22 protein-coding genes and 3 tRNA genes are annotated in these 22,874 nt (G+C 67.6%); 13 read left to right on the top strand and 12 right to left on the bottom strand.

All coding sequences use genetic code 11. The features are described 5' to 3' along the window. Positions 1-28: 28 nt before the first annotated feature. The 3 genes from ABDC25_RS03025 to ABDC25_RS03035 are packed head-to-tail and all read right to left on the bottom strand — an operon-like array spanning position 29 to position 3,901. Entirely contained in the window at positions 29-1,165 is a 1,137-nt protein-coding gene (locus ABDC25_RS03025; RefSeq protein ID WP_021198740.1) for a glycosyltransferase, read from the bottom strand. Next, positions 1,162-2,370 (bottom strand): DUF1972 domain-containing protein, encoded by a 1,209-nt coding sequence (locus tag ABDC25_RS03030; RefSeq protein ID WP_347124782.1) that lies wholly within the window; start codon positions 2,368-2,370, stop codon positions 1,162-1,164. The genes ABDC25_RS03025 and ABDC25_RS03030 overlap by 4 nt, the downstream gene beginning before the upstream one ends. A 4-nt stretch (positions 2,371-2,374) precedes the next feature. Further along, positions 2,375-3,901, bottom strand: a complete 1,527-nt coding sequence (locus ABDC25_RS03035; RefSeq protein WP_297556973.1) for a sugar transferase — start codon at positions 3,899-3,901, stop codon at positions 2,375-2,377. Positions 3,902-4,252: 351 nt separating this feature from the next. Between ABDC25_RS03035 and ABDC25_RS03040 the strand changes: the two genes are divergently transcribed. From ABDC25_RS03040 to ABDC25_RS03055, 4 genes are all read left to right on the top strand, one after another. Further along, entirely contained in the window at positions 4,253-5,410 is a 1,158-nt protein-coding gene (locus tag ABDC25_RS03040; RefSeq protein WP_031206786.1) for a low temperature requirement protein A, read from the top strand. Positions 5,411-5,488: 78 nt separating this feature from the next. Beyond that, on the top strand, positions 5,489-6,448 hold the full coding sequence (locus ABDC25_RS03045; RefSeq protein WP_347124784.1) for an intradiol ring-cleavage dioxygenase: 960 nt from the start codon (positions 5,489-5,491) through the stop codon (positions 6,446-6,448). 202 nt (positions 6,449-6,650) lie between these two features. Then, the gene (locus ABDC25_RS03050; protein WP_136025275.1) at positions 6,651-6,935 is read left to right on the top strand and encodes a hypothetical protein; all 285 of its coding nucleotides are present in this window, start codon (positions 6,651-6,653) and stop codon (positions 6,933-6,935) included. A 158-nt stretch (positions 6,936-7,093) separates the two neighbouring features. Continuing rightward, complete coding sequence (locus ABDC25_RS03055) at positions 7,094-8,212, top strand: acyl-CoA desaturase (protein ID WP_318386957.1); 1,119 nt, start codon at positions 7,094-7,096, stop codon at positions 8,210-8,212. Between the two features lie 86 nt (positions 8,213-8,298). Here ABDC25_RS03055 and ABDC25_RS03060 read toward each other — a convergent pair whose 3' ends face one another. The 3 genes from ABDC25_RS03060 to ABDC25_RS03070 all read right to left on the bottom strand — a co-directional run bounded on the left by ABDC25_RS03060 (position 8,299) and on the right by ABDC25_RS03070 (position 10,805). After that, positions 8,299-9,702, bottom strand: a complete 1,404-nt coding sequence (locus tag ABDC25_RS03060) for a DivIVA domain-containing protein (protein WP_029259651.1) — start codon at positions 9,700-9,702, stop codon at positions 8,299-8,301. A 220-nt stretch (positions 9,703-9,922) separates the two neighbouring features. Next, entirely contained in the window at positions 9,923-10,447 is a 525-nt protein-coding gene (locus tag ABDC25_RS03065) for a hypothetical protein (RefSeq protein ID WP_235045213.1), read from the bottom strand. 52 nt (positions 10,448-10,499) lie between these two features. Next, positions 10,500-10,805, bottom strand: coding sequence for a hypothetical protein (locus ABDC25_RS03070; RefSeq protein ID WP_021198731.1), 306 nt, complete (start codon positions 10,803-10,805; stop codon positions 10,500-10,502). 136 nt (positions 10,806-10,941) lie between these two features. Here ABDC25_RS03070 and ABDC25_RS03075 point away from each other — a divergent pair, with 136 nt between their 5' ends. From ABDC25_RS03075 to ABDC25_RS03085, 3 genes are all read left to right on the top strand, one after another. Continuing rightward, positions 10,942-11,205, top strand: coding sequence for a hypothetical protein (locus ABDC25_RS03075; protein ID WP_208323594.1), 264 nt, complete (start codon positions 10,942-10,944; stop codon positions 11,203-11,205). 137 nt (positions 11,206-11,342) lie between these two features. Next, a complete protein-coding gene (locus ABDC25_RS03080) occupies positions 11,343-12,665 on the top strand; it encodes an FG-GAP-like repeat-containing protein (protein WP_167254697.1) in 1,323 nt (440 codons plus the stop codon). Between the two features lie 58 nt (positions 12,666-12,723). Further along, complete coding sequence (locus ABDC25_RS03085; RefSeq protein WP_021198728.1) at positions 12,724-13,569, top strand: hypothetical protein; 846 nt, start codon at positions 12,724-12,726, stop codon at positions 13,567-13,569. Between the two features lie 136 nt (positions 13,570-13,705). Here the strand turns inward: ABDC25_RS03085 and ABDC25_RS03090 are convergent. The 3 genes from ABDC25_RS03090 to ABDC25_RS03100 form a co-directional block, all read right to left on the bottom strand. Next, a tRNA-Phe gene (locus ABDC25_RS03090) sits at positions 13,706-13,778 on the bottom strand. 69 nt (positions 13,779-13,847) lie between these two features. Further along, positions 13,848-13,921 (bottom strand) — tRNA-Asp (locus ABDC25_RS03095). Between the two features lie 29 nt (positions 13,922-13,950). Continuing rightward, positions 13,951-14,023: transfer RNA gene (locus tag ABDC25_RS03100), tRNA-Glu, on the bottom strand. A 210-nt stretch (positions 14,024-14,233) separates the two neighbouring features. On the opposite strand from ABDC25_RS03100, the gene ABDC25_RS03105 reads away from it, so the two are divergent. After that, complete coding sequence (locus ABDC25_RS03105) at positions 14,234-15,601, top strand: M23 family metallopeptidase (RefSeq protein WP_021198727.1); 1,368 nt, start codon at positions 14,234-14,236, stop codon at positions 15,599-15,601. A 76-nt stretch (positions 15,602-15,677) separates the two neighbouring features. Here the strand turns inward: ABDC25_RS03105 and ABDC25_RS03110 are convergent, their stop codons facing one another. Together ABDC25_RS03110 and ABDC25_RS03115 are read right to left on the bottom strand one after the other, a co-directional pair. Further along, positions 15,678-16,169, bottom strand: coding sequence for an inorganic diphosphatase (locus ABDC25_RS03110; RefSeq protein WP_021198726.1), 492 nt, complete (start codon positions 16,167-16,169; stop codon positions 15,678-15,680). Between the two features lie 98 nt (positions 16,170-16,267). After that, the gene (locus tag ABDC25_RS03115; RefSeq protein WP_051667909.1) at positions 16,268-16,933 is read right to left on the bottom strand and encodes a TMEM175 family protein; all 666 of its coding nucleotides are present in this window, start codon (positions 16,931-16,933) and stop codon (positions 16,268-16,270) included. 90 nt (positions 16,934-17,023) lie between these two features. Here ABDC25_RS03115 and tilS point away from each other — a divergent pair, with 90 nt between their 5' ends. Beyond that, positions 17,024-18,016 (top strand): tRNA lysidine(34) synthetase TilS, encoded by a 993-nt coding sequence (gene tilS, locus ABDC25_RS03120; protein WP_021198724.1) that lies wholly within the window; start codon positions 17,024-17,026, stop codon positions 18,014-18,016. 63 nt (positions 18,017-18,079) lie between these two features. Here the strand turns inward: tilS and ABDC25_RS03125 are convergent, their stop codons facing one another. Beyond that, positions 18,080-18,679, bottom strand: coding sequence for a DUF937 domain-containing protein (locus tag ABDC25_RS03125; protein ID WP_347124790.1), 600 nt, complete (start codon positions 18,677-18,679; stop codon positions 18,080-18,082). Positions 18,680-18,810: 131 nt separating this feature from the next. Here ABDC25_RS03125 and hpt point away from each other — a divergent pair, with 131 nt between their 5' ends. The 4 genes from hpt to folP all read left to right on the top strand — a co-directional run bounded on the left by hpt (position 18,811) and on the right by folP (position 22,855). Continuing rightward, positions 18,811-19,362: a hypoxanthine phosphoribosyltransferase gene (hpt, locus tag ABDC25_RS03130; protein ID WP_021198722.1), complete on the top strand. Its 552-nt coding sequence runs from the start codon at positions 18,811-18,813 to the stop codon at positions 19,360-19,362. Between the two features lie 73 nt (positions 19,363-19,435). Then, positions 19,436-21,436: an ATP-dependent zinc metalloprotease FtsH gene (ftsH, locus tag ABDC25_RS03135; RefSeq protein ID WP_021198721.1), complete on the top strand. Its 2,001-nt coding sequence runs from the start codon at positions 19,436-19,438 to the stop codon at positions 21,434-21,436. Between the two features lies 1 nt (position 21,437). Continuing rightward, complete coding sequence (folE, locus tag ABDC25_RS03140; RefSeq protein ID WP_167254695.1) at positions 21,438-22,046, top strand: GTP cyclohydrolase I; 609 nt, start codon at positions 21,438-21,440, stop codon at positions 22,044-22,046. Then, a complete protein-coding gene (gene folP / locus ABDC25_RS03145) occupies positions 22,046-22,855 on the top strand; it encodes a dihydropteroate synthase (RefSeq protein ID WP_021198202.1) in 810 nt (269 codons plus the stop codon). The genes folE and folP overlap by 1 nt, the downstream gene beginning before the upstream one ends. Positions 22,856-22,874 lie beyond the last annotated feature (19 nt).

A 22,874-nucleotide genomic window follows, 5' to 3' on the forward strand; every position in this document is an offset into this window, starting at 1 on the left:
GACGCCGGCGACAGTGTGTCGGCGGCCGTCAGCTCAGGACGTGCGCTGTGATGCTCGAGCGATAGACAGCGGGAGCGTGTCGACGGAGTGCCTCTGCGCGGCTGTCCGCGACGCTCGAGACCATCTCGTCCCAGCGGGTGTCGATATCGGTCAGGGCCGTTGCGATGGAGTCGGGGTCGCCCGCGGTGACGAGCTGCGCAGTGCCGTAGCCGCCTGCTGCTTCCCGAAGACCGCTGCTGTCGCTGGCGATCACGGGGCGCAGGGCGAGGATCCCCTCGACGGCGGTGTTCCCGAAGGGCTCGTCGATCCGCGAGGGGACGAGGAGCACATCGGTCTTCTCCAGGAACGGCCAGATGTCGGTGTGGAACCCGGCGAAGTCGACGGAGACCCCGGCATCGGCTGCCTGTGCCCGCAACTCGGCCTCGAACCACTCGTAGCCTTCGAAGACCGCGCCGAGAAGGGTCACGTCCACAGCGCGTCCGGCGGCGTGCAGTCGGGAAGCCGCCTCGATCACGAGATCGGGCCCCTTGCGAGGGGAGAGACGTCCGATGTAGAGCACACGGAGCGGCCCGTCGGTGTGGGGGCGGGGCGATACCGGATGCGAGGGAGAGGCGACGCCGTTGTAGACGACGTGTGAGCGCCGGGCGAGGGCGGGCAGCGCGGCGTGGATCGTGTCCAGACTGAATCGGCTGTTCACCAGGGTGCGGTGGGAGGCCAGGTGCGGGGAGTAGAGGATGCCGTTGACGAGCCGGTTTCCCGAAGCCTCGGCCTCATGGACGTGGCTCACCGTTCGGATGCCCCGCAGCCGGGCGATCAGCGGCCATTCGGGGATGATGATCGTCGACACGTAGACGACGTCCGGGCGTAGGTGGCCGAGCAGGCGCCACGCGGCACCGAGGCCACGGAAGGTGTCACGGAAGAGTTTGGGCAGCCCTCGGGGCGTCAGGAGGACCTTGCGCAGCACGAGCATCGGGACGATGACGACCTCGACCCCGGCAGCACGCAGTTCCTTCACGAGGAGCCCGGAGCTCGGAAGCGCGACGACGACGCGCGCCCCGGACTCGACCAGGCCGATCGCGCTCTCCAGAAGCATGCGGTCGGAACCGAACAGCTCGGCACCCGGATGCACGAGCAGGACGGTGCGCTGCCCTCCGTTGCCGCTCATGAGCCGTCCGCTCCGGCGTCTGCCGCGGCGGGAGCGGGGGCCCAGTCCGTCTGTCGGCGACGTGCTCGTCGCGCCGATGGGTGGATGGTCGCACGCTCGGCGATCCGATGCGCGAGCGTTTCGTACTCGTCCGCGACGTCGTCCCAGAGGAACCGGGTGCGGGCGATCTCCCGCACCGCCGTGCCCCGTGCCGCGGCGAACGCCGGATCGGCCTCGGCCGCCACGACGTGCGCAGCGACATCGGCGGCGTCGGCGAAGAACCACCCGTTGCCGTCGAGTACTTCGCGGTTGAAGGGAACGTCGAAGCCGATCACGGCGGTCCCGGCCCCCATGGCCCGAAGGAGCGAGGGATTGGTCCCGCCCACGGAATGTCCGTGTACGTAGGTGAGCGCATTCGCGTACAGCGCGTCGAGCAGTTCCTGGTCGTACACGCCACCGACGAGGCGGATCCGTTCGTCGCCATCGGCCACGCGCTGTATCTCCTGGGTGTATCCCGCGCTGTACGGCGCGGAGCCCACGACCACGAGAGGGAGCTTCGCGTCGCTGTCTCGGTAGCCCTCCACGATCTCCAGCACGTGATTCTCCGGCTCGAACCGCGCCACGACGAGGTGATAGCCCTTCGTGCTGAGCCCCATCTCGGCCACGCCGCGTTCGGGAAGCTCGTCGAGGATGGGGGCGCCGTAGCGGATGAGTTCGGTGGGCACATCGAACTGGTGCCGGTAATAGTCGGCGATCCCCGGCGCATCGGCGATCAGAGCATCTGCCGTGCGTACCCCGAACTGCTCGGCCCAGCGGTAGTAGGCCTTGCCTCGTGGCCCCCATTTGGAGCGTCGCCATTCGAGACCGTCCATGTGCAGCGCGACCGGTGCACGACGCAGCCGGAAGAGGGGCAGGAACGGCGAGTTGGCCGCGTTGAAGACGAACGTCGCGTCGGGACGCCGGCGGAACACGAGGTGCAACGCCGACAGCCCGGTGTGGCTCAGCGTCTCGATCTGCTTCACGGGGACGGCAGGAAGATGCACGACCCTCATGCCGAGGTACTCCTTCTCACGCCGCTCGGAGCCGCGGGTGTACACGACGACATCGTGTCCGCGGTCCGCGAGTCGGCGTCCGACCTCTTCGATGGCGGTTTCGAAACCGCCGTAGGCCGCGGGCACTCCTCGGGTCCCCACCATCGCGATGGTGAGGCGGTTCGAATTGCTCATCCGATCAGTATGCCCCGCTGGGCTGCACCATGACCTTGGCGGTACGCCACATGATCTGCAGGTCGTTCATCACGGACCAGTTCTCGACGTACCGCAGGTCGAGGCGGACGCTCTCATCCCAGGAGAGGTCGCTTCGCCCGGAGACCTGCCACAGACCGGTGATGCCGGGCTTGATGTAGAGGCGCCGGAAGACGGTGCCGTCGTAGTCGGTGACCTCGCTGGGCAGCGGCGGGCGCGGCCCGACCACACTCATGTCGCCGATGAGGACGTTCCAGAACTGCGGCAGCTCATCGAGAGAGAGTTTGCGCAGAACCTTGCCGACGCGGGTGACGCGCGGGTCGTCCTTCATCTTGAAGAGGAGCCCGGCGCCCTGGTTCTGTTCCTTGAGGGCGGCGAGCTGCTGCTCGGCATCCGTCTTCATCGAGCGGAACTTGACCATCCTGAAGCGGCGACCGTCACGGCCGACGCGCTCCTGGAAGAAGAAGACCGGACCGGGGGAGTCCAGCTTGATGAGCACGGCGAGCACGGGAGCCAGCAGACCGATCGGGATCAGCGCCAGCGTCGCCACGGCGACGTCCAGTGCACGCTTCAGGAGGTGCTGGCCGCCTTCGTAGGTGGGGATCTGCACCTGGATCAGCGGCAGGCCCTCCACCGGGGCGAAGGAGATGCGGGGACCCGCCACATCGGTGAGTCGGCTGGACAGCACGAGCTCGGCAGCGGTCCCTTCGAGCTGCCAGCTCAGCTGCTTGACGAACTCGGGCTCACCCTCGGGGCGGCTCGCCACGATGATCGTGTCTGCACCGACTTCGGCCGCGACCGACGACACGGAGTTCACGTTCCCCAGAACCGGGAACCTCGTGTCGTCGATCACGATGTCGCGCGCGTTGCCGTCGAGCAGCGTCGCGCCGACCACCTTGTAGCCGGATGCGCCGATCGGGTGCAGCGTCCGGACCACATACTCCACGTCGTCCCTGTTGCCGACGACGAGAGTGCGGGAGGCGAACCTCCCCTGGGAGCGCTGCTTCTGCAGCCAGTGGCGCCACAGCCACCTGGTCACCAGAAGAGTCAGCACACCGACGGGCAGCCCCAGCAGCAGCGTCAGTTGCATCGACTTCCATGCGAGCAGGACCGCCACGATGGCGATGATCCCGAAGGCGAGTCCGGAGGCGTGCACGACGCCCCGATACTCGGTGGCACTAGCGCGGAACAACGCGGCGTCCCGCGTGTGCATCGCGCTGAGCATGAGGTACCACAGCGCGGCGAGCGGAATGCCGTCGCGCATGACCTCGAGCCCGGAGACGCCGGAGGCCAGCTGGACCGCTGCCGTCAGACCGAGCGCGAACAGGATGACAGCTGCATCCGTCGTCCGCAGACGCATCCGATAGCGACGCTCCCACTGACGGCGTCTTTCCAGAGTCGCCGAAGCACGCGGTGTGACCACCGTGCGCGTCACCGACTTGGCAGCTCGCGGAGCCGCGACCGGCACGAAGCCCGTCCGAGCGATGCTCAGAGCATCCTCGACGGAAGTCATGCCGAGGCCTCGTGAGCCGTGAATGTACGCAAAAATCCCCAGTGCGACATGTGTTTCCCCAGTTTCCCCAGACCATGAACCCCACGTTCACGGCATTCGTCTGCGTCCCGACCCCTCGGGTCCTGCTGAAACTCTCCGTGATTCCCACATCACGGAGTGCGTTCTCACCGTCCCACACGGTGAGCGCTGACAGCAGGCACTGCAGACCTGATCCACTGTAGCGGAACATCGTCGCCACGGGAAGGTAATTCTGGTGAATGGACGAACGGGGGCGGCGAGGAGCGCCTGGTCGGGGGCTATCCTGTCGCGGTGACCGCGAACACCGACACTCCACGCTTCCAGCTCCGAACGATGCTGCCGCGCGACCCTTCTCAGCCGCATCGCACCGCGAGCCCGCTCGAACTCTTCTTCGATCTGGTCTTCGTCGTGGCGGTGAGCATCGCCTCCGCACAGCTGCACCATGCCCTCAGCGAAGGGGATTTCCTGCACGGGGTCACCTCCTACGCGATGCTGTTCTTCGCGATCTGGTGGGCCTGGATGAACTTCACCTGGTTCGCCACGTCGTTCGACACCGATGACTGGCTCTATCGCGTCACGACGTTCGTGCAGATGGGAGGAGTCCTCGTCTTCGCCGCCGGCATCCCCGCGGCGTTCAACGAGAGCGACTTCACCATCCCGGTACTCGGATATGTCGTGATGCGCGTGGCGATGGTGGCGCAATGGCTGCGAGCGTCACGATCGGCCGGTGAACTGCGTTCGGCGACGCGCCGGTACGCGTTCGGCATCGCCGCGGTCCAGGTGCTGTGGATCCTGTTCCTCCTGATCCCGGCGGGACCTCTGCAGTTCGCCGCCTTCGTGGTCTTCGCCCTCATCGAGATCAGTGTTCCGGTGTTCGCCGAATTCCGGAGGCAGACGCCGTGGCATCCGCACCACATCACCGAGCGCTACGGGCTGTTCACGTTGATCGTGCTCGGTGAGAGCCTTCTCGCATCCGCGAACGCCATCATCGATGCGCTTCACGAGGTCGAGAGTCTCGGCCCGCTGATCGCGATCTCCGTCCTCACGCTCGTGGTCACGGCGTCGTTGTGGTGGATCTATTTCTGGCCCCCGCATCACCGTGCGATCACGAGCTTCGGCCGCTCGCTGCGCTACGGCTATACGCACTATTTCGTCTTCGCCGCGGCGGCGGCCTTCTCGGCCGGGATCGAGGTCGAGATCGACGTGCTGACCGGGAAGAGCCACCTGTCGAACCTCGCGGCCTCGTTCACGGTGACGATCCCGATCGCGATCTTCCTCGTGGGCATCTGGTGGATCGCGATCCGCCAGAACGCCGATCGCGTGGTGAACACGGTCGTTCCTCTCGGCGCCCTGCTGGTGCTGCTCGATCCGGTGTTGCCGATCCCTGTCACCCTCACCGCGCTCGTCCTTGTCGTGGTCGTGGTGGTGCTGGTGCTTCATCCTCCCGTGGAGTCCACGCGCATGGACGCCACGCGCATAGACAAGGCATAGCGCGGACAGAGGGTTCTGATCGGAAGCTCCGCGACGCTGGGGATAGGCGCCAGACGCCCGTCGACGAGGAGACAGATCATGAGCATCCCGGAACCCACCCAGACCCCTGACGGTCCCGCCTACGAGGGGCGTCTGCTCGACCGTGTGGACGAGGAGGTGGTCGATCAGGGGGCAGCCTTCGACATCCGTACGCTGCTGAGCCGGCGCGGGGTGCTCGGACTCGCGGGGATCGGGCTCGGCGCCGTCGTCCTCGCGGCCTGCGCGCCGGCGGCATCGGGCGGATCGACGAGCGCCGCCACGCCGAGCGCGACCGCGGGGACTTCCAGCGGCGATGTCGCGGGCGTGGGTGAGATCCCCGACGAGACGGCGGGCCCCTACCCCGGCGACGGCTCGAACGGCCCCGACGTGCTGGAGGACGCGGGGATCGTCCGTCAGGACATCCGGTCGTCGATCGACGGCGGGGCGACGGCAGACGGCGTTCCGCTCACGTTCGAGTTGCAGGTGTTCGATCTCGCGAACGGGGGAGTGCCCTTCGCCGGAGTCGCGGTGTACGCGTGGCACTGCACGGCGCAGGGTGGGTACTCGATGTACTCCTCCGGCCTGGAGGACGTGACGTACCTGCGCGGCGTGCAGGTGGCGGATGCGGACGGCAGGGTCTCGTTCACCTCGGTGTTCCCGGGATGCTACTCGGGGCGCTGGCCCCACATCCACTTCGAGGTGTATCCCGACGTCGGGTCGATCACCGATTCGACCGCGGCCATCGCCACGTCGCAGCTGGCGCTCCCCGAGGCGGCATGCACGGATGTCTACGCCGAGGCCGCTTACGACGGATCCGCGAGCAACCTCGCGCAGATCACGTTGGTGAGCGACAACGTCTTCGGTGACGATTCCGCTGCGCTGCAGCTGGCCGCGGTCACCGGAAGCGTGCGGGACGGGTATGCGGCCACTCTCGTGGTGGGTGTCGACACCGCGACTGCTCCGGCGATGAGCGGAGGGCAGGGTGGTCCCGGCGGTGGGGGACAGCCGCCGTCGAACTGAGCAGCGAACGGCGATGAGAGGCCTGTGGGATCGATCTGCTATAGTTATGGTGCAGCGTGTGTGCATCGCCCCTCTCGGCCGCCACGTCGCCACTGATCAGGGCCATTACGGACCGCGCACATCGATGCGTGCGGAATCCGCCCTCGGTCTCACATCTTGCGGAGCGCCCACGCGTGTCCGCCACACAGCAATGAGCATCACCATGAGCACCACCACCTTTCCCCCGTCCGACCCGTTGACCTGGAAGCAGGCCGACACCGATGTGCACGTCGCGACGCGCGACGGCGAGTTCGCCGGCTTCGTCGAGTTCGATGGCACTGCGCACCTCGTGCGCGACAACCACGGCGCCGAGCTCGGCGTCTTCGACACGCTCGACGACGCCTTCCGCGCGCTCGAAGACGCGGTCCGTTCCGAGCGGCGCGGATCCGTCTTCCCGACGATTGTGCCGCGCGCCTGGCGTCGCCGGACCCGCCGCGCTCGCGCCTGAGCGTGGCGGGAACCCCTGCACGCCCGCCCGTGACTGGGGGCTCGGCGAGAGGTTCCGATGTATTCCCTGACGCGTATAGAGCTAGGGCTACTGTGAGGTAAGCGTTGGGCAGCTGCCTTGGGCTTTCACAGCTCAAGGGCTCCGATCGTCAGGAGAAGATCATCTCCATCACACAGATCGAACCGACCGCGGCAACGCTGGGTCCGATTCGTCAGACGTATTCCGGTAACGCGGACTTCCCTCCCATGGCGAAGGCGTACAAGCAGGTTTCGCAGGTCGTCAAGGAGACCGGGCTGCTTCAGCGCACCCAGTGGTTCTACATCTTCGTGGCCACCGGTGTCGCTGTGGCGCTCGGCGGCCTCATCACCGGCTTCATCCTGCTCGGTGACAGCTGGTTCCAGTTGCTCATCGCCGCGGGCCTCGGCATCGTCCTCACGCAGATCGCCTTCCTCGGCCACGAAGCCGCCCACCGTCAGATCCTCTCCACGGGGCCGGCGAACTTCAAGCTCGCCCGCATCGTGATCGCCAGCATCGGCATGAGCTACTCCTGGTGGGATTCGAAGCACACCAAGCACCACGGCAACCCGAACCAGGTCGGCAAGGACCCCGACATCGAGGTCGACACGATCTCGTTCCTCGAAGAAGACGCCGCGAAGGCGAAGGGCCTGATCAAGCTGATCACCCGCAAGCAGGGGTGGCTGTTCTTCCCGCTGCTGACGCTCGAGGGGCTGAACCTCCACTTCCTCGGGCTGAAGTACCTCACGACGACGAAGAACGTCAAGGGACGCTGGACCGAGCTCGGCATCATCGCGCTGCGGTTCGCCCTCATCCTGGTGCCCGTGTTCATGATGCTCCCGCTCGGAATGGCCTTCGCCTTCATGGGCGTGCAGTTCGCGGTGTTCGGCGTCTACATGGGCGCAGCGTTCGCGCCGAACCATAAGGGCATGCCGATCATCGAGCCCGGCGCCCGTCTCGACTTCTTCACCAAGCAGGTGCGCACCTCCCGCAACATCAGCGGCGGATGGTGGACGACCTGGCTCATGGGCGGGCTGAACTACCAGGTGGAGCACCACCTCTTCCCGAGCATGCCGCGACCGCACCTGGCGAAGGCGCGCGAGATCGTGCGCGACTACTGCGCGGCGAATGACGTGCCGTACACGGAGACCAGCCTCGGCCGCTCGTACATGATCGTGATCGAGTACCTGAACCGCGTCGGACTGTCTGCCGGTGCCGATCCCTTCGACTGCCCGGCAGTCGCACAGTTCGGCCGGGCGTAGCCCCCGATCTCACCGGGCCCTGATCAGCCCGGGGACGACAGAGGCGCGAGCAGGAATTCCTGCTCGCGCCTCTGTCGTGTGTGCGTCTACTTGGAGGACTTCTTCTTGGTCTCCACCACGTCGATCGTGATCTTCTCGAGGGGGCGATCGTCGTCGAGCTCGTCTTCGAGCACCTCGTCACCGAGGAAGGTCTCCTCCGGCGTCTCGGCTGCGGCGACCTGGTCGGCGACCTCTGCAGGTGCTGCGGTGACGGGTGCATCCGCTCCGGTGAGCTCCGTCGGCAGTGCCTCGTCGGAGAAGATGCCGTCGGGGCGGATCAGCTCGCGCACCTCGGCCATGAAGCTCGACAGCTGCTGCTGCTGCCACCGCAGCTGACGGGTGCGGTCCTCTGCGTCGTGCAGTACCGCCGTGGTGTGGCCGGTGACCGAGTCGACGATCTTCTGCGCCTTCGCGCGAGCGCGCTCGAGGGTCTCGCGCGCACGGACCTGGGCTTCGGCCTCGATCGCCTGCGCCTGCGAGCGGGTCAGACGCTCGTAGTCCTCGGCGCGTGCCGAGATGCGCTGGGCATGCTCGAGCGATGCGGTGACCTGCTCGTTCGCGTCATTGGTGATGCGCTCGGCGTGGGCCACAGCCTGATTGTGCAGCACGAGGAACTCCTGCTGCGCGTCGTCTTGACGGCGGGTGAGGGTCTCCTCGAATTCCAGCACGCGCGCGTTCATGTCGCGGACGTCGCGCTCGGCGTCGGCACGCAGCTGGGTGGTCTCGCGCGTGACGAGGGAGCGCAGCGCGGCCGCGCCCTTCTCGGCTTCCGTGCGGATCGCCGTGGCCTCCTGCGCCGCCTGGTTCACCTTCTCCGCTGCGTGTGCGGCTTCGCGCTCGATGCGCGCTTCGTGTGCCGTGTACTCGGTGTCCATCTTCAGGCGCACCTGGTCGGCGTCGCGCTGCGCCTGGGCGGTGATCCGCTCGGCGTCGGCCTCGGCTTCGGCACGCTGCGCGGCCACCTCCTCACGGGCGGAGGTCATCAGACGGTCGGCCTGCACCGCCGCGTTCTGGATGAGGACGTTCGCCTGCTCTTCGGCGACCCGCAGGATCGCCTCGAACTGCTGACGGGACGGTGCCTCTTCCCCGTCGGGCTGCGGGGCATCGACGAGCTCGGACGTCAGCGTCGCGACCTGCTGCTCGGCGTCCAACGCCTTGACCTTGGCGGCAGTCAGCTCACTTTCGAGGGCCTCACGGGCCTTGCGCTCCTCTTCACGCACGGCTTCGACGGCGTCCTCTTCACGGGCCTGCGCCTCGGCGACGTCGGCGGCGGCCTGCTTGAGCTGATTGCGAAGGGTCGCCAGCGCGGCGTCGACCTCTGCCTTGTCATAGCCGCGGAAGCCGACGGTGAAGGCGCCCTGCTGGTCGCGCGGGGTGGTCTCGATCAGCTGATCGAAGAAGTCCGGGGAGCGCTCGCCATCGCGGTCGGCGGTTCCGGGGGATTCGCTCATGGTTCTAGCCTTTCTGGCGTGGTCACACCGGGAGCGGCGGCTCCGTCCCGACAGTCGGGACCGTGTGGACCGGAGGAGGTCGTCAGGGCGCACGCCACCACCATGACCCGGCGGAGCCCGGCGGGCAGGGCGCGCTCCCCAGCCTAGTTGCGTCGGCTGTGAGTTGCGCGCCCGTCTTCTGCTCCCGCGGGCGGAGACGGAGATCGCGGTGCCGGGCAGGTCACGTGTCGCGCATCCAGCGCGCGTTCCGGTCGTCGAGAGGGTCGCCGCGTGTGTACCGGACAGGTGGTCCGTCGGCGACCGAGATCCCCTGGGCTCGTGCCGCGGACGCGATGCGCTCCCGCAGATCGACCCAGGGCTGCACCGTCTGCGGAAAACCGAAGTACTCACGGAACGTCTCGATCTGCAGCCGGGTGCCTTCGGCGACGGGGATGAGCCGCACGACGGTGTCGTCCGGCTCGACGAACCGGATGCCGTAGGCGCCGTCATCGCGGATGACGTACTCCCGCTCCTTCTCCACCATCGCCGACGCCACGATCTCGCGAGCACGACCTTCGGGCGCCTGGATCACCAGCGTGGTGCCGAGCACGCCGAGGGCTGTGTCGAGCCGGTCCGAGGCGAACCTCTTCCCCGCTCTCGAACCGGCTTCGGAGGCACCCCGGCTGAAGCGTTTCCTCAGGAGCGGGCCGCCGACGATCAACGCGAGGATCGGCAGGCCGAGAAGGAGGTAGGGGGCGGGGTCCACGGGCACAGCGTATCCGGATCCGCGTGTGCTCCGGTGCGGTCGGGGAGCGACGTCAGACGGGGGTGACCAGGTGGTCGAGGACCAGCTCGCCCGAGGCGTTGAGGGCCTGCATCATCTCCGCGATCAGCCGGGGGTCGATGGGCGGCTGCTCCGCCGCGTCGTACCCGAACTGGAGTGGGATCGCCGGGTGGATCCAGACGGTGGCGCGCTTGTCGACGCCGTCGGTGACGGGTCGCCACGTCATCATGAAGCTCTCCTGGCGGCGGAGCTTCGTCGAGATGACGATCTTCAGGTGCGCCAGCGTCGCGTCCTCGATGAGGATCGGATCGGAAGTCCCGTCGTAGCGCAGTCTGCCCATGAGAGCACGCTACACCGCGCGCGTACTGCCTCTTCTGAGGTCTGTGCGCAACCCCCTCTGCGAGAGGTGATCCCCTCGATACCGTCGCAGCATGACGACAGCGGAGTGACAACGAGTGGAGGGCAAGGTGCAGACGATGGCGCGGACGCGGATTGCGCTCAACGAATCGGAATTCTTCCTGGCTCAGGGTCAGGACGTCGCCGAGCTGAGAGGGCGCATGGAAGAGGCGATGCGCGCCGGAGGAGGGTTCGTCGAATTCGTCGTGGTGGGCAATCGATCGGTCAGCGTGCTCATCACCGCGGCGACCCAGGTCGTGATCTCGGTCGAGACGGTGGAGTTCGACGCGCGCGACACCGGCGACAGTGCGGTGCCGTATGGTGGCGAGTACGACCTGCTGTGAGCGCGGGGTGACGTTGGCTCGCCCGGCGATCCTCCGACTCCTCGGCGACGCGGATACCGGCAGTTGCGTCGCCCTGATACGGTGTCGGCGGTGGGCATGGCGCTCCTGGGGCCGACGAGCAAGAGGGATCTGTCGAGATGAAGCGCTCCTCCCGTGTGCGTCTCGGGCGCATCGGGTTCGCCGCAGTACTCGCGGTCATCGTCGGAGCGCTGGCACCTTCGCTGTCCACGAGCACTCCTGCACTCGCTGCGACCGACGGCCAGATGGTCAATCCAGCGTCGGGGAACATCCAATCGAAGGTCGGGGACGGCTGTCGTGGGAACTACCGGGCGCATGAGGGTATCGACATCTCCGCCCCCGGCGGGGCACCGATCGTCGCCGCCTACGACGGAATCATCAAGTCGCGAACGGTGAACAGCGGCTACGGGAACTACACCGACGTCGAACATCCCGGTGGCTATGTCACCAGATACGCCCATATGGCTTCACCCGGAACGTATGCACCGGGTACTCCCGTGGTCCGCGGGCAGCAGATCGGAGTCGTCGGCAACACCGGCAACTCTCCGGCCTACCATCTGCACTTCGAGGTACGGCGGAACGGGGCGGTCTACACCGCGATCAACAACGGGTTCACCTGTCTCGCGAACGTCACCCGGGGAAGCCTGATCCCCCTCTTCCTTCCCGGTCTCGGAACGGGCCCTGTGGCCGCATCGGCCGATTTCAACGGCGATATGAAGGCCGACCTGCTGCTCGTCGCCGGGAACGGCGACCTCCGTTATCGGCCGGGGACGGGAGGGGGAAGCTTTCATCCTGCGATCACCGTCTTCAACGGGTGGGGCAATACCCGGAGACATGTCACGCACGTGGATTTCAACGGTGACGGCAGAGGGGACATCTTCGCAGCCCGATCTGATGGTGCGCTGGAGTTCTATGCGGGCAACGGCTCGGGCGGATTCGCGCCGCCAGTGAGTGTGGGCACCGGGTGGTACGAGACGCTTCACGTCACGTCAGGAGCGGACTACACCGGCGACGGAAGACAGGACGTCATCGCCGTCGCTCCGTCTGGCGTCCTCACCATCTATCAGGGCAACGGTGCTGGAGGGTTCGGGAGCGCACACGTGACATTCCCGGAGAGCAACTGGTCGAGCGCCCATTTCCTGATCGGCGGCGATTTCGACGGCGACGGCCGAGGCGACCTCATCGGGGTCACCGAAACCGGGAGCCTCGACTTCTATCCGGGCGTGCCCAATGGGTTCGCGGCCAGGCGCGTCGTCGGCGAAGGGTGGGTCGAGTTCACGGCGGTGCTCGGCGGGGTGGACTACGACGGGGACGGTCGCGTCGATCTGCTCGGCCGTACGCCCGCGGGCGAGCTGTATCTCTATCCGGGGCGCGGCGATGGGATGTTCGGGACTCGAAAACTGATCAGTTCGGACTGGGCCGACCACCTTGCCCTCGGATAACCGCCCCTGACGCGGAGTAGCGCCTGCCGCTGAGCGAGCCGCGGCGTATCGTGGGCGCATGGTCGGTGTCACATTCGAGGAGATTGTGACGGAGCTGTACTGCGGGCCTCCGGGAGCTTTCGTCTCGTCGCGCAGCGCCCGCGCTGCGGAGGTCGCCCCGGACCTCGGGTCGCGAATCCTCGCCGTGCGGAAGCCATCGATCGCGGCCTGGGTTGTGAACGTCTTCGCGCGGGAGCGGTCCGGCCGGCTGCGGATGGCCCTGCAGCTGGCGCGAGAGCTGCGCGAGGCGCAGGAGGATCTCGATGTGGCGGCTCTGGCGACGCTCGGCAGAGAGCGCCGTCTGCTGACGAGGAAGCTCTCTCAGGACGCGGGGGAGTTGGCTGCGTCGCATGGGGAGCGGGTCACGCCCTCAACCCTCCAGGCGGTCGAGCAGACCATCTCCGCTGCGTTCTTCAATCCGGCAGCGGCGGCAGCAGTCGCCTCAGGCCGACTGTCGCGTGCTCTCACCCCCGCGTCGACGCAGAACGACATCCGCGACGCCGTGGCGGGGGACGTGCCCGAGCTCGAGTCTGCGTCTGAGCCGCCTCCGGCGGATGAGCTGCAGACCCGTCGCGCTCGACGCGAGGCCGAGCGCGCGGTCGTCGCGGCGGAGAAGGAGCAGGCATCCGCCGAAAGGGAGCTCACGACGCGTGACAAGGCACTTCAGGAGTTGCAGGCCCGGAACGACGAGCTCGCCGCGCGCGCTGCGGAGCTCGATGCTCAAATGTCGCGGACTCGTGCCGAGCTGGCGCGGGTGGAGCGCGTCCTTCCGGAAGCGAAACAGAGTCGGGCCGACGCGGCGACACGAGCGGAAGCAGCCACCGATGCTCTGGACCTGGCTCGGGAGGCGAAGGACGCGCTGTAGCCGACGACGTGCACCGTGCGGACGTCGAGAGTTCCGTCCGGAGCGGTTCGGTCCGACTCTCACCAGGGAAAAGCAAAACCCCCGCCATGTAGAAGCTAGGCGAGGGTTTCTGGGCTGATTGTAATGATCAGCCGTGTGGCTCCGACCGGCATCGATCCGGTGACCTTTCGATTTTCAGTCGAACGCTCTACCAACTGAGCTACAGAGCCGCGCGACCGGCGAACCTGTCGCGTCCTAGACGAAGAGCCCTCTCCGAAGAAAGAGCTCATCGCACGGAGCGACCCTGACGGGACTTGAACCCGCGACCTCCGCCGTGACAGGGCGGCACGCTAACCAACTGCGCTACAGGGCCATACTTGTTTTCAATTATATCGGAAGGTGTGACCCCAACGGGATTCGAACCCGTGCTACCGCCGTGAAAGGGCGGCGTCCTAGGCCGCTAAACGATGGGGCCGAGTCAGTCCCGGGGGACTTCCTTGCCGACGCTCAAGCATAAGGGATGTTTCGGGCAAATCGCGAATCGAGGGCGCGGCGCCGCAACCCGGGCGTGTTCCGGGGGCACGATCGACGTGTCGGGAGTGGACGAAGACGCCGCCATGCCCCCTGGTGCGGATGTGAAGGTTGTTGTTAGTGTGGCAACTGTGAAACCGGCGGAAGGGGCCGTGTGAACGACAAGATCACGCTGGACGCTGCAGTTGCTGCGGCGTCCGAGGACTGCGGCTGCGCGCCCAGCCCGACCGAACGCCGTGCGTTCGGCAAGAACGGCATCAGCCGTCGTGGAGCCCTCGGCATCGGCGCGCTCGGCGTCGTCGCGCTGAGCGCGTTCGGCATCACCAACGGCGTCTCCGCCGCCTATGCCGCCACGTACCCGAGCTGGGACGACGTGCAGCGCGCGAAGAGCAATGAAGCGGCCAAGGCCGCGGAGGTCTCGCGCATCGAGGGACTGATCCAGTCGCTCACGCAGAAGGTGGCCGAGACCCAGGCCGCGGCCAAGGTCGCGTCCCAGGAGTTCTACGACGCGCAGCAGGCTTACTTCGCTGCGGCCACCGAGGCCGACTCCATGCAGGCGAAGGCCGACGAACAGGCGGGGGTCGCCGACAGCTCGGCGCGCAAGGCGGGCCAGGTGGCCGCCCAGCTCTACCGCAACGGTGGCGACGACACGTCGATGGAGCTGTTCTTCGCCGGGTCGGCGAGCAACGCCGATGAGCTGCTCGCGCGCCTGGGCACGATGGACAAGCTCCTCGAGTACAACCAGTCGGTCTACGACAAGGCTGTCGCGGCGCGCAACTCCGCGCAGTCCCTCAGCGATCAGGCCGTCGTCGCGCGGAACGAGCGCGACCGGTTGCAGAAGGTCGCCGAAGAGAAGATGGTCGCGGCTCAGCAGGCGGCGGATGCGGCTCAGGCCGCTCTGGACGAGCAGTCGGCCAACCTCGCCACGATGCAGGCGCAGCTCGCCGCTCTCAAGGACGCGACCACCCAGACGGTCGCCGGCTACCAGGCCGGTGTCGAAGCCGAGGCGAAGGCTCGTCGCGAACGCGAAGCCGCCGAGCGCGCAGCGGCTGCGGCCGCAGCAGCTGCGGGTGGTGGCGGTGGCGGTGGCGGAAGCCAGGGCAGCGGTGGCTGGTGCCGCCCGCACGGCGGAGGAAAGAGTTCGGGATACGGACCCCGTTCCGTGCAGTGCGGCTCTCAGGGCTGCTCCTCGTCGTTCCACTACGGCACCGACTTCGCCAACGGCTGCGGCTCGCCCATCTACGCTGCGAATTCGGGCACGGTCGACTACGCGGGCCCCAACGACGGCTATGGCAACTACATCCGCATCCAGCACGGCGGCGGTGTCGGAACCGGTTATGCCCACATCCGTGACGGCGGCATCCTCGTCCGCAGGGGGCAGAGCGTCAGTTCCGGTCAGGTCATCGCCTACGCGGGGAACACGGGCCGCTCGTTCGGTTGCCACCTGCACTTCGAGGTCTACGTCAACGGTGGCCCCGTGAACCCCGTGGCCTTCCTCGGGGCACGCGGAGTCTCCGCCTGACCAGCTCTCACCTCTGCACGAAGAAGACCCCCGGCCGCTGAGCGGAACCGGGGGTCTTCTTCGTGCAGGCGGAGGGTCAGTGACCCTGCTCGCCGAAGCGGACGATGGCCTCGTCGAGGATGCGCTGCGCCTCGGCGGCGTTGCCCCACTCGTCGACCTTGACCCACTTGTTGGGCTCGAGGTCCTTATAGTGCTCGAAGAAGTGCGAGATCTCCTTCTTCGTGTACTCGGCGATGTCGTCGATGTCCTGGATGTGCGCCCAGCGCGGGTCCTTCGAGAGCACGGCGACGAGCTTGTCGTCTCCGCCGGCCTCATCGCTCATCTTCAGCACGGCCACGGGACGGACCTCGACGACGACACCGGGGTAGATGGCGTGGTCGAGCAGCACGAGCACGTCGAGCGGGTCGCCGTCCTCGCCGAGGGTGTTGTCGAAGTAGCCGTAGTCGGCCGGGTAGCCGAAGGTCGTATAGAGCACGCGGTCGAGGTGCACTCGTCCGGTCTCGTGGTCGACCTCGTACTTCACGCGGCTGCCGCGCGGAATCTCGATGACGGCGTCGTGTGCGCCCATGCGTGTGCTCCTCAGGAAAAGTTCGGTTGGATACCGCGGACTAGCCTACCCGCGGCGCTCGCACGCCCGGGGGCCGGCGTGCTCAGGACCCGGCGTGCTCAGGACCCGGCGTCGACGGTCGGCGCGTCGTCGTCATTCGATCGTCTGCGGAACAGACGATTCAGCAGTCGGCTCATCGGGTCGCTCAGGAGCAGCAGGAAGAGACCGGCGTATCCGTTCGGCGAGGCGGCGACCGCGATGACGAGTGCGGCGGCGAACAGGATGATCGCCGCGAGGTCGCCGATCGCCCCCAACCGGATGGTCTCGGTCGACACCTCGCCGAGTTCGGGATGACGCGCCAGATAGAGCCAGCCGGCGAGGGTGGTGACCTGGGTCATGATCAGCGTGCCGATGTACACCACGGCCTGCAGCGCGTCGGTGTCCATCTGGCCGATCATCGCGGTGGGGACCGGCAGCCAGACGATCGTGGCCATCCACGCCACGTTGATCCACAGCAGTGGTCCGGTGATCCGCTCCACGTCCCGGTACTGGCGGTGGTGCCCCATCCAGAACGTGGCGATGAGGAGGAAGCTCAGCCCGAAGCTCAGCAGCTGCCCCGAATGCTCGTCCAGGAACTCGGCCGTGCTCGTGTGGCCGGATGCGGCCTCGGAGACCGACTCCATGAGGGGCAGGATGAGCAGTGTCATGGCGATCGCCACGACGGCGTCGACGAATGCCTTGAACCTCTCGGTCCGGAACGGACGTGTACGCGTGTTGTCGGTCACGGCGTCAGGATAGCCCCGCCACAGCGCCGCACCGTCGTGCGCGCGCGGATCGGAAGAGCGCCGAGCAGGGGAGTGCCCTAGCGTGGACGGGTGCCGTCACTTCCTCCCGCCATCGCCGAGATCCGCCTCGCCGTGCGCACCGCGCTCGCCGAACTCCCCGAAGGATCGACGGTCATCGTCGCCCTCTCCGGAGGCGCGGACTCGCTCGCGCTCGCCGCGGCCACCGCCTTCGAAGCACCCAAGCTCGGTGTCCGTGCGGCGTCGTTGACGGTCGATCACGGCCTGCAGGACGACTCCGCGGAGGTCGCCTCCGGCGCGGCGCGCACGGCCGCCGAGCTGGGTCTCGACCCCCTGCTCGTGCGCGTCGACGTCGCGGGCGAGGGAGGGCCCGAAGCCGCTGCTCGTGATGCCCGCTACGGCGTTCTTCGCGATGCGGCCATCGATGTCGGTGCCGCCGCGGTGCTGCTCGGGCACACCCTCGACGACCAGGCGGAGACAGTGCTCCTCGGACTCGCCCGCGGCTCCGGCGCCGCGAGCCTGCAGGGGATGGCGCCGGTGCGGGAGGACGACGACGGCGTGCGGTGGGTACGCCCCTTGCTCGGGGTGCGCCGGGAGACGACGCGGGCATTCTGCGCGGCATCGGCCCTCGACCCCTGGGATGACCCGCACAACCTCGATGGCCGCTACGCGAGGGTCCGGGTGCGCGAGCGCGTGCTCCCCGTGCTCGAGGCCGAGCTCGGTCCCGGCATCGCCGAGGCCCTCGCCCGCACGGCAGAGCAGCTGCGGGAGGACGCGGAGGCGTTCGACGAGATGATCCACGAGACCATCGAGGACATCGTCGAGCACGCGGAGGCGGGCATCTCGGTCAGCGTGGCGGCGCTCGCCGCGAACCCGGCGGCGCTGCGCAACAGGATCATCCGCCTCGTCGTCGACAGCGAGTTCGGGGTGAGCTTGACGCGGGTGCAGACCATCGAGGTCGCGCGACTGGTGACCGACTGGAGCGGCCAGGGACCGATCGACCTCCCCGAGTGCTCGGTCGTGCGACAGGGCGGCCGCATCGTCTTCACGGCATCCGGTCGCTGAGCGCGTTTCGTCTCGGGCGCCTGTGGCGTCTTCGCGAGACGGAACGCGCTCAGCGCGGAAGCTCTACTTCTTGCCGCCGAAGAGGTCGCCGAGGATCCCTCCGAGGTCGATGCCACCGCCGGATGCGCCGTTGCTGCCACCGCCCAGCAGCCCGCCGATCACGTCACCGATGCCGCCGCCGGCGGAGCCGCCCTTGTCGCCGCCACCGAGGATGCCTTCGATGAGGTCGCCGATGCCTCCAGAGCTCTCCGCGCCGGCATCCGACTTCGCGGCCTTGTCCTTGCTCGCGTTCGCGATGAGGCCCATCACGATGGGAGCGAGGATCGGCAGCAGCTTGCCGAAGTCGATGCCGGGGGTCGCCTTCGACTCGGTGAGCTCCTTCGTGACCTCCTTCTCCTTCGAACCGAGGATGTGCGCGACGATCTTGCCGCCGTCGGCCTGATCGATGTCGTCGACCTTCGCGGCGCCGGCGCTGCCCTCGTGCTTCTTCAGTGCGTTCTGGATCGCGGCGGAGCCCTCGTCAGTCTTGGCATTCTGCGCGAGCCCGCCGAGCAGCACCGCACCGCCCTGCTCGACAGCGACCTTGGCCTCGTCCCGCGAGACGCCCAGCTTCTCGGCGATGTCGTCGATCGGCACCTGCCTGAGGATGTCGTCAAGAGCCATGGTGAATCCTTCCGTCGGGGCGTCCGCCCACATCACCGCTCACAGTAGTGCGGATGGCGCGGGAGGGGGAGATGCCTTCCCGGCCGACCCACCGGGACCGAGCATCCGATCGCGTCGCCTAAAATCGATCCATGCGCGCCGCGGAAATCCAGGACGACCTCACCAGCATTCTCGTCACAGAGGAGCAGATCCTCGCCAAGCTCGATGAACTCGCGGCACAGGTCGCAGAGGATTATGCGGGCAAGGACCTCGTCCTCGTCGGCGTCCTCAAGGGCGCGGTGATGGTGATGGCCGACTTCGCCAGGGCATTGCCCTTCCACGCACCGATGGACTGGATGGCGGTCTCGAGCTACGGTGCGAGCACCAAGTCCAGCGGTGTCGTGCAGATCCGCAAGGACCTCGACACCGACCTGAACGGCAAGCACGTGCTCATCGTCGAGGACGTCATCGATTCGGGCCTGACCCTCAGCTGGCTGCTGGAGAACTTCGGATCCCGCGGAGCCGAGTCGATCGAGGTGCTCGCCCTCCTGCGCAAGCCCGAGGCCGCGAAGGTCGTCATCGACTGCAAGTACGTCGGGTTCGACATCCCGACCGATTTCGTCGTCGGATACGGCCTCGACTACGACGAGCGCTACCGCAACCTGCGCGACGTCGCGGTGCTCGCTCCGCACGTCTACAGCTGACGACCGCGACGCGCTACGCCGTGGGTGAACGCACAGCGACCCCCTAGGGCGCGCGCGATACGCTGATCCGATCATGGATGTGAAGAAGCTCACCCGGAATCCGCTGATCTACGTCGCGCTGATCGGCGTGCTCCTGTTCGGCGGTTTCCTGCTGATCTCGAATCTGGGCGCGCCCAAGCAGATCACGACGCAGGAGGGGCTCAAGCTGCTCTCCGGCACGACGGTCACCGAGGTCGTGAACACCGACGGCGACCAGCGCGTGGACATGACGCTCTCGAAGCCCTTCAAGGGCTCGGAGGACGTGCAGTTCTACTACGTCGACGCCCGCGCCGACGAGGTGGTCAGCGCGATCAACGAGGCGGCTCCGAAGGACGGCTTCAACGACGCCGTTCCCCGTGCGACCTGGTTCGACGGCTTCCTCTCGCTCCTTCTTCCGCTGGTGCTGCTCGGCCTGCTGTTCTGGTGGCTCCTGTCGTCCATGCAGGGTGGCGGCGGCAAGGTCATGCAGTTCGGCAAGTCCAAGGCCAAGCTCGTCAACAAGGAGACCCCCACGGTCACCTTCGCCGATGTCGCCGGTGCCGACGAGGCCATCGAAGAACTCCATGAGATCAAGGAGTTCCTCCAGGACCCCGCGAAGTTCCAGGCCATCGGCGCCCGCATCCCGAAGGGCGTGCTGCTGTACGGCCCTCCCGGAACCGGCAAGACGCTCCTCGCCCGCGCCGTCGCCGGCGAGGCAGGCGCCCCGTTCTACTCCATCTCCGGTTCCGACTTCGTCGAGATGTTCGTCGGCGTCGGCGCCTCTCGCGTGCGCGACCTCTTCGGCCAGGCCAAGGAGAATGCGCCCGCCATCATCTTCATCGACGAGATCGACGCCGTCGGCCGTCACCGCGGCGCCGGTATGGGCGGCGGCAACGATGAGCGCGAGCAGACCCTCAACCAGATGCTGGTCGAGATGGACGGCTTCGACCCGAACGCGAACGTCATCGTGATCGCGGCGACCAACCGTCCCGACATCCTCGACCCCGCGCTTCTGCGCCCCGGTCGCTTCGACCGTCAGATCGGCGTGGACGCGCCCGACCTCAAGGGCCGACAGAAGATCCTCGAGGTACACAGCAAGGGCAAGCCCCTCGCGAAGAGCGTCGACCTCGAAGTCGTCGCCCGCAAGACCCCCGGTTTCACCGGCGCAGATCTCGCCAACGTGCTCAACGAGGCCGCGCTGCTCACCGCGCGCTCGAACGCGCAGCTGGTCGACAACCGTGCTCTCGACGAGGCCATCGACCGCGTGATCGCGGGTCCGCAGCGACGCACCCGTGTGATGCGCGACAAGGAGAAGCTGATCACGGCTTACCACGAGGGCGGCCACGCGCTCGCGGCGGCGGCGATGAACTACACCGACCCCGTGACCAAGATCACGATCCTGCCCCGTGGCAAGGCTCTCGGCTACACGATGGTGCTGCCGCTGGACGACAAGTACTCGGTCACCCGAAACGAGCTCCAGGACCAGCTGACCTACGCCATGGGGGGCCGCGTCGCGGAGGAGATCGTGTTCCACGACCCCACCACAGGTGCCTCGAACGACATCGAGAAGGCGACCTCGATCGCGCGCAAGATGGTCATCGAGTACGGCATGACCACGCAGGTCGGACCGGTCAAGCTGGGCACCGAGGGCGGCGACATGTTCGTGGCACGCGACATGGGACGCGGTCGCGAGTATTCGGAGAAGGTCGCGGAGCGGGTGGACGCCGAGGTGCGTGCCCTCATCGAACAGGCGCACAACGAGGCGTACGAGGTCATCAGCGAGAACCGCGACATCCTCGACAAGCTCGCTTTGGCGCTGCTCGAGGAGGAGACCCTCGACCACAATCAGATCGCGGAGATCTTCACCGAGATCAAGAAGCTTCCCGAGCGCCCGCTGTGGCTGTCGAGCGAAGGGCGCCCGGTGTCCGAGCGTCCTCCGATCGAGGTGCCGAAGAAGGACGTCTCGCTTGCGGCATCCGTGGAGGCTCCGGCCGGAACGCCGCGCACGCAGCAGGGTTCGGCGGGAGCCGGGCACCCGCGGCCCGCGACGGCGTGACGTGACCGTCGACAGGCAGCGCGTCGAGCGGCTCACGAGGGAGCTGCTCGAAGCGATCGGCGAGGACCCGGACCGGCCAGGGCTGAAACAGACCCCGATGCGGATGGGCGAGCTGTACTCCGAGTTCTTCTCGGGCGTCGGCGAAGACCCGGCCGAGCCGCTGGCGCGCACCATCAGCGTCTCCCGCGGCCCCGCACCGGATACCCTGCCCTCCGGAGCCGTGCTGCTGCGCGACATCCGCTTCCGCTCCGTCTGCGAGCACCATCTGCTGCCCTTCGCCGGTCATGCGCATATCGCCTACCTCCCCGGGGAGCAGGTCGTGGGGCTCGGAGCGCTGGTGCGCGTCGTCGAGATCCTCGCGGCACGTCCTCAAGTGCAGGAGCGCCTCGGGGAGCAGATCGCCGACACGATCGCAGAGCACCTCGACACCCGCGGGGTGCTGGTCGTGCTCGATGCGGCACACGGGTGCGTCACGATGCGCGGCGGGCGGCAGACCGAGGCATCGACGCTCACTATCGCGGCGCGCGGAGAGTACACGGACGCCGTCGCCCGAGCGGAGCTCATCACCCTGATCGGCGCGTCGGTGCCTCTCGGGGGTGCGGCGCGCTGATGACCGGGATCTGGGGCATCGTCAACGTGACGCCCGATTCGTTCAGCGATGGCGGACGCTATCTCGACGTCGATCGCGCGGTCGCCCACGGACTGCGACTGCGAGCCGAGGGTGCGGCTGTGCTCGATGTGGGCGGAGAATCGACCAGGCCGGGCGCCGACCGCGTCGGCGACGAGGCCGAACAGCAGCGCGTCATCCCCGTGATCGAACAGCTCGCTGCCGCGGGTGTTCCCGTGAGCATCGACACGCTCAGCGCATCGACGGCGGCTGCGGCCGTGCGGGCGGGCGCCAGGATCGTGAACGACGTCTCCGGAGGGCTCGCCGATCCCGAGATGCGCGCGGCCGTCGCGGAGTCCGGGGCCGATTTCGCGATCGGTCATTGGCGTGGCTTCTCCGCCGACATGTACGCGAACGCCGAGTACCGTCGCGTCGCCCGCGAGGTCGCGGGGGAGCTGCAGGAGCGCATCGGCGAGGCGGCGGCCTCCGGAATCGCCCCATCGCGCCTGATCGTCGACCCGGGTATCGGGTTCGCCAAGGCGGGCGCGCAGAACTGGGAGGTGCTGCGGGGGCTCGACGAGATCGTCGCCCTCGGGCCGCGCGTGCTCATCGGCACATCGCGCAAGCGGTTCCTCGCCGAAGCACTGCGCCGGGAAGCCGAGAGCGACGGTGACGTGTCGGAGTCTCGACGCGACCTCGCTACCGCTGTGACCAGTGCTCTCGCGGTCAGGGCCGGAGTCTGGGCCGTGCGTGTGCATGATGTGGCGAGCACGCGCGACGCCCTCGCGATCGCGCACGCCTGGGAAGGCTGAGGGCGCATCGGGGTGGCCC

The organism is Microbacterium sp. SY138, from assembly GCF_039729145.1.
Classification (GTDB): domain Bacteria; phylum Actinomycetota; class Actinomycetes; order Actinomycetales; family Microbacteriaceae; genus Microbacterium; species Microbacterium maritypicum_A.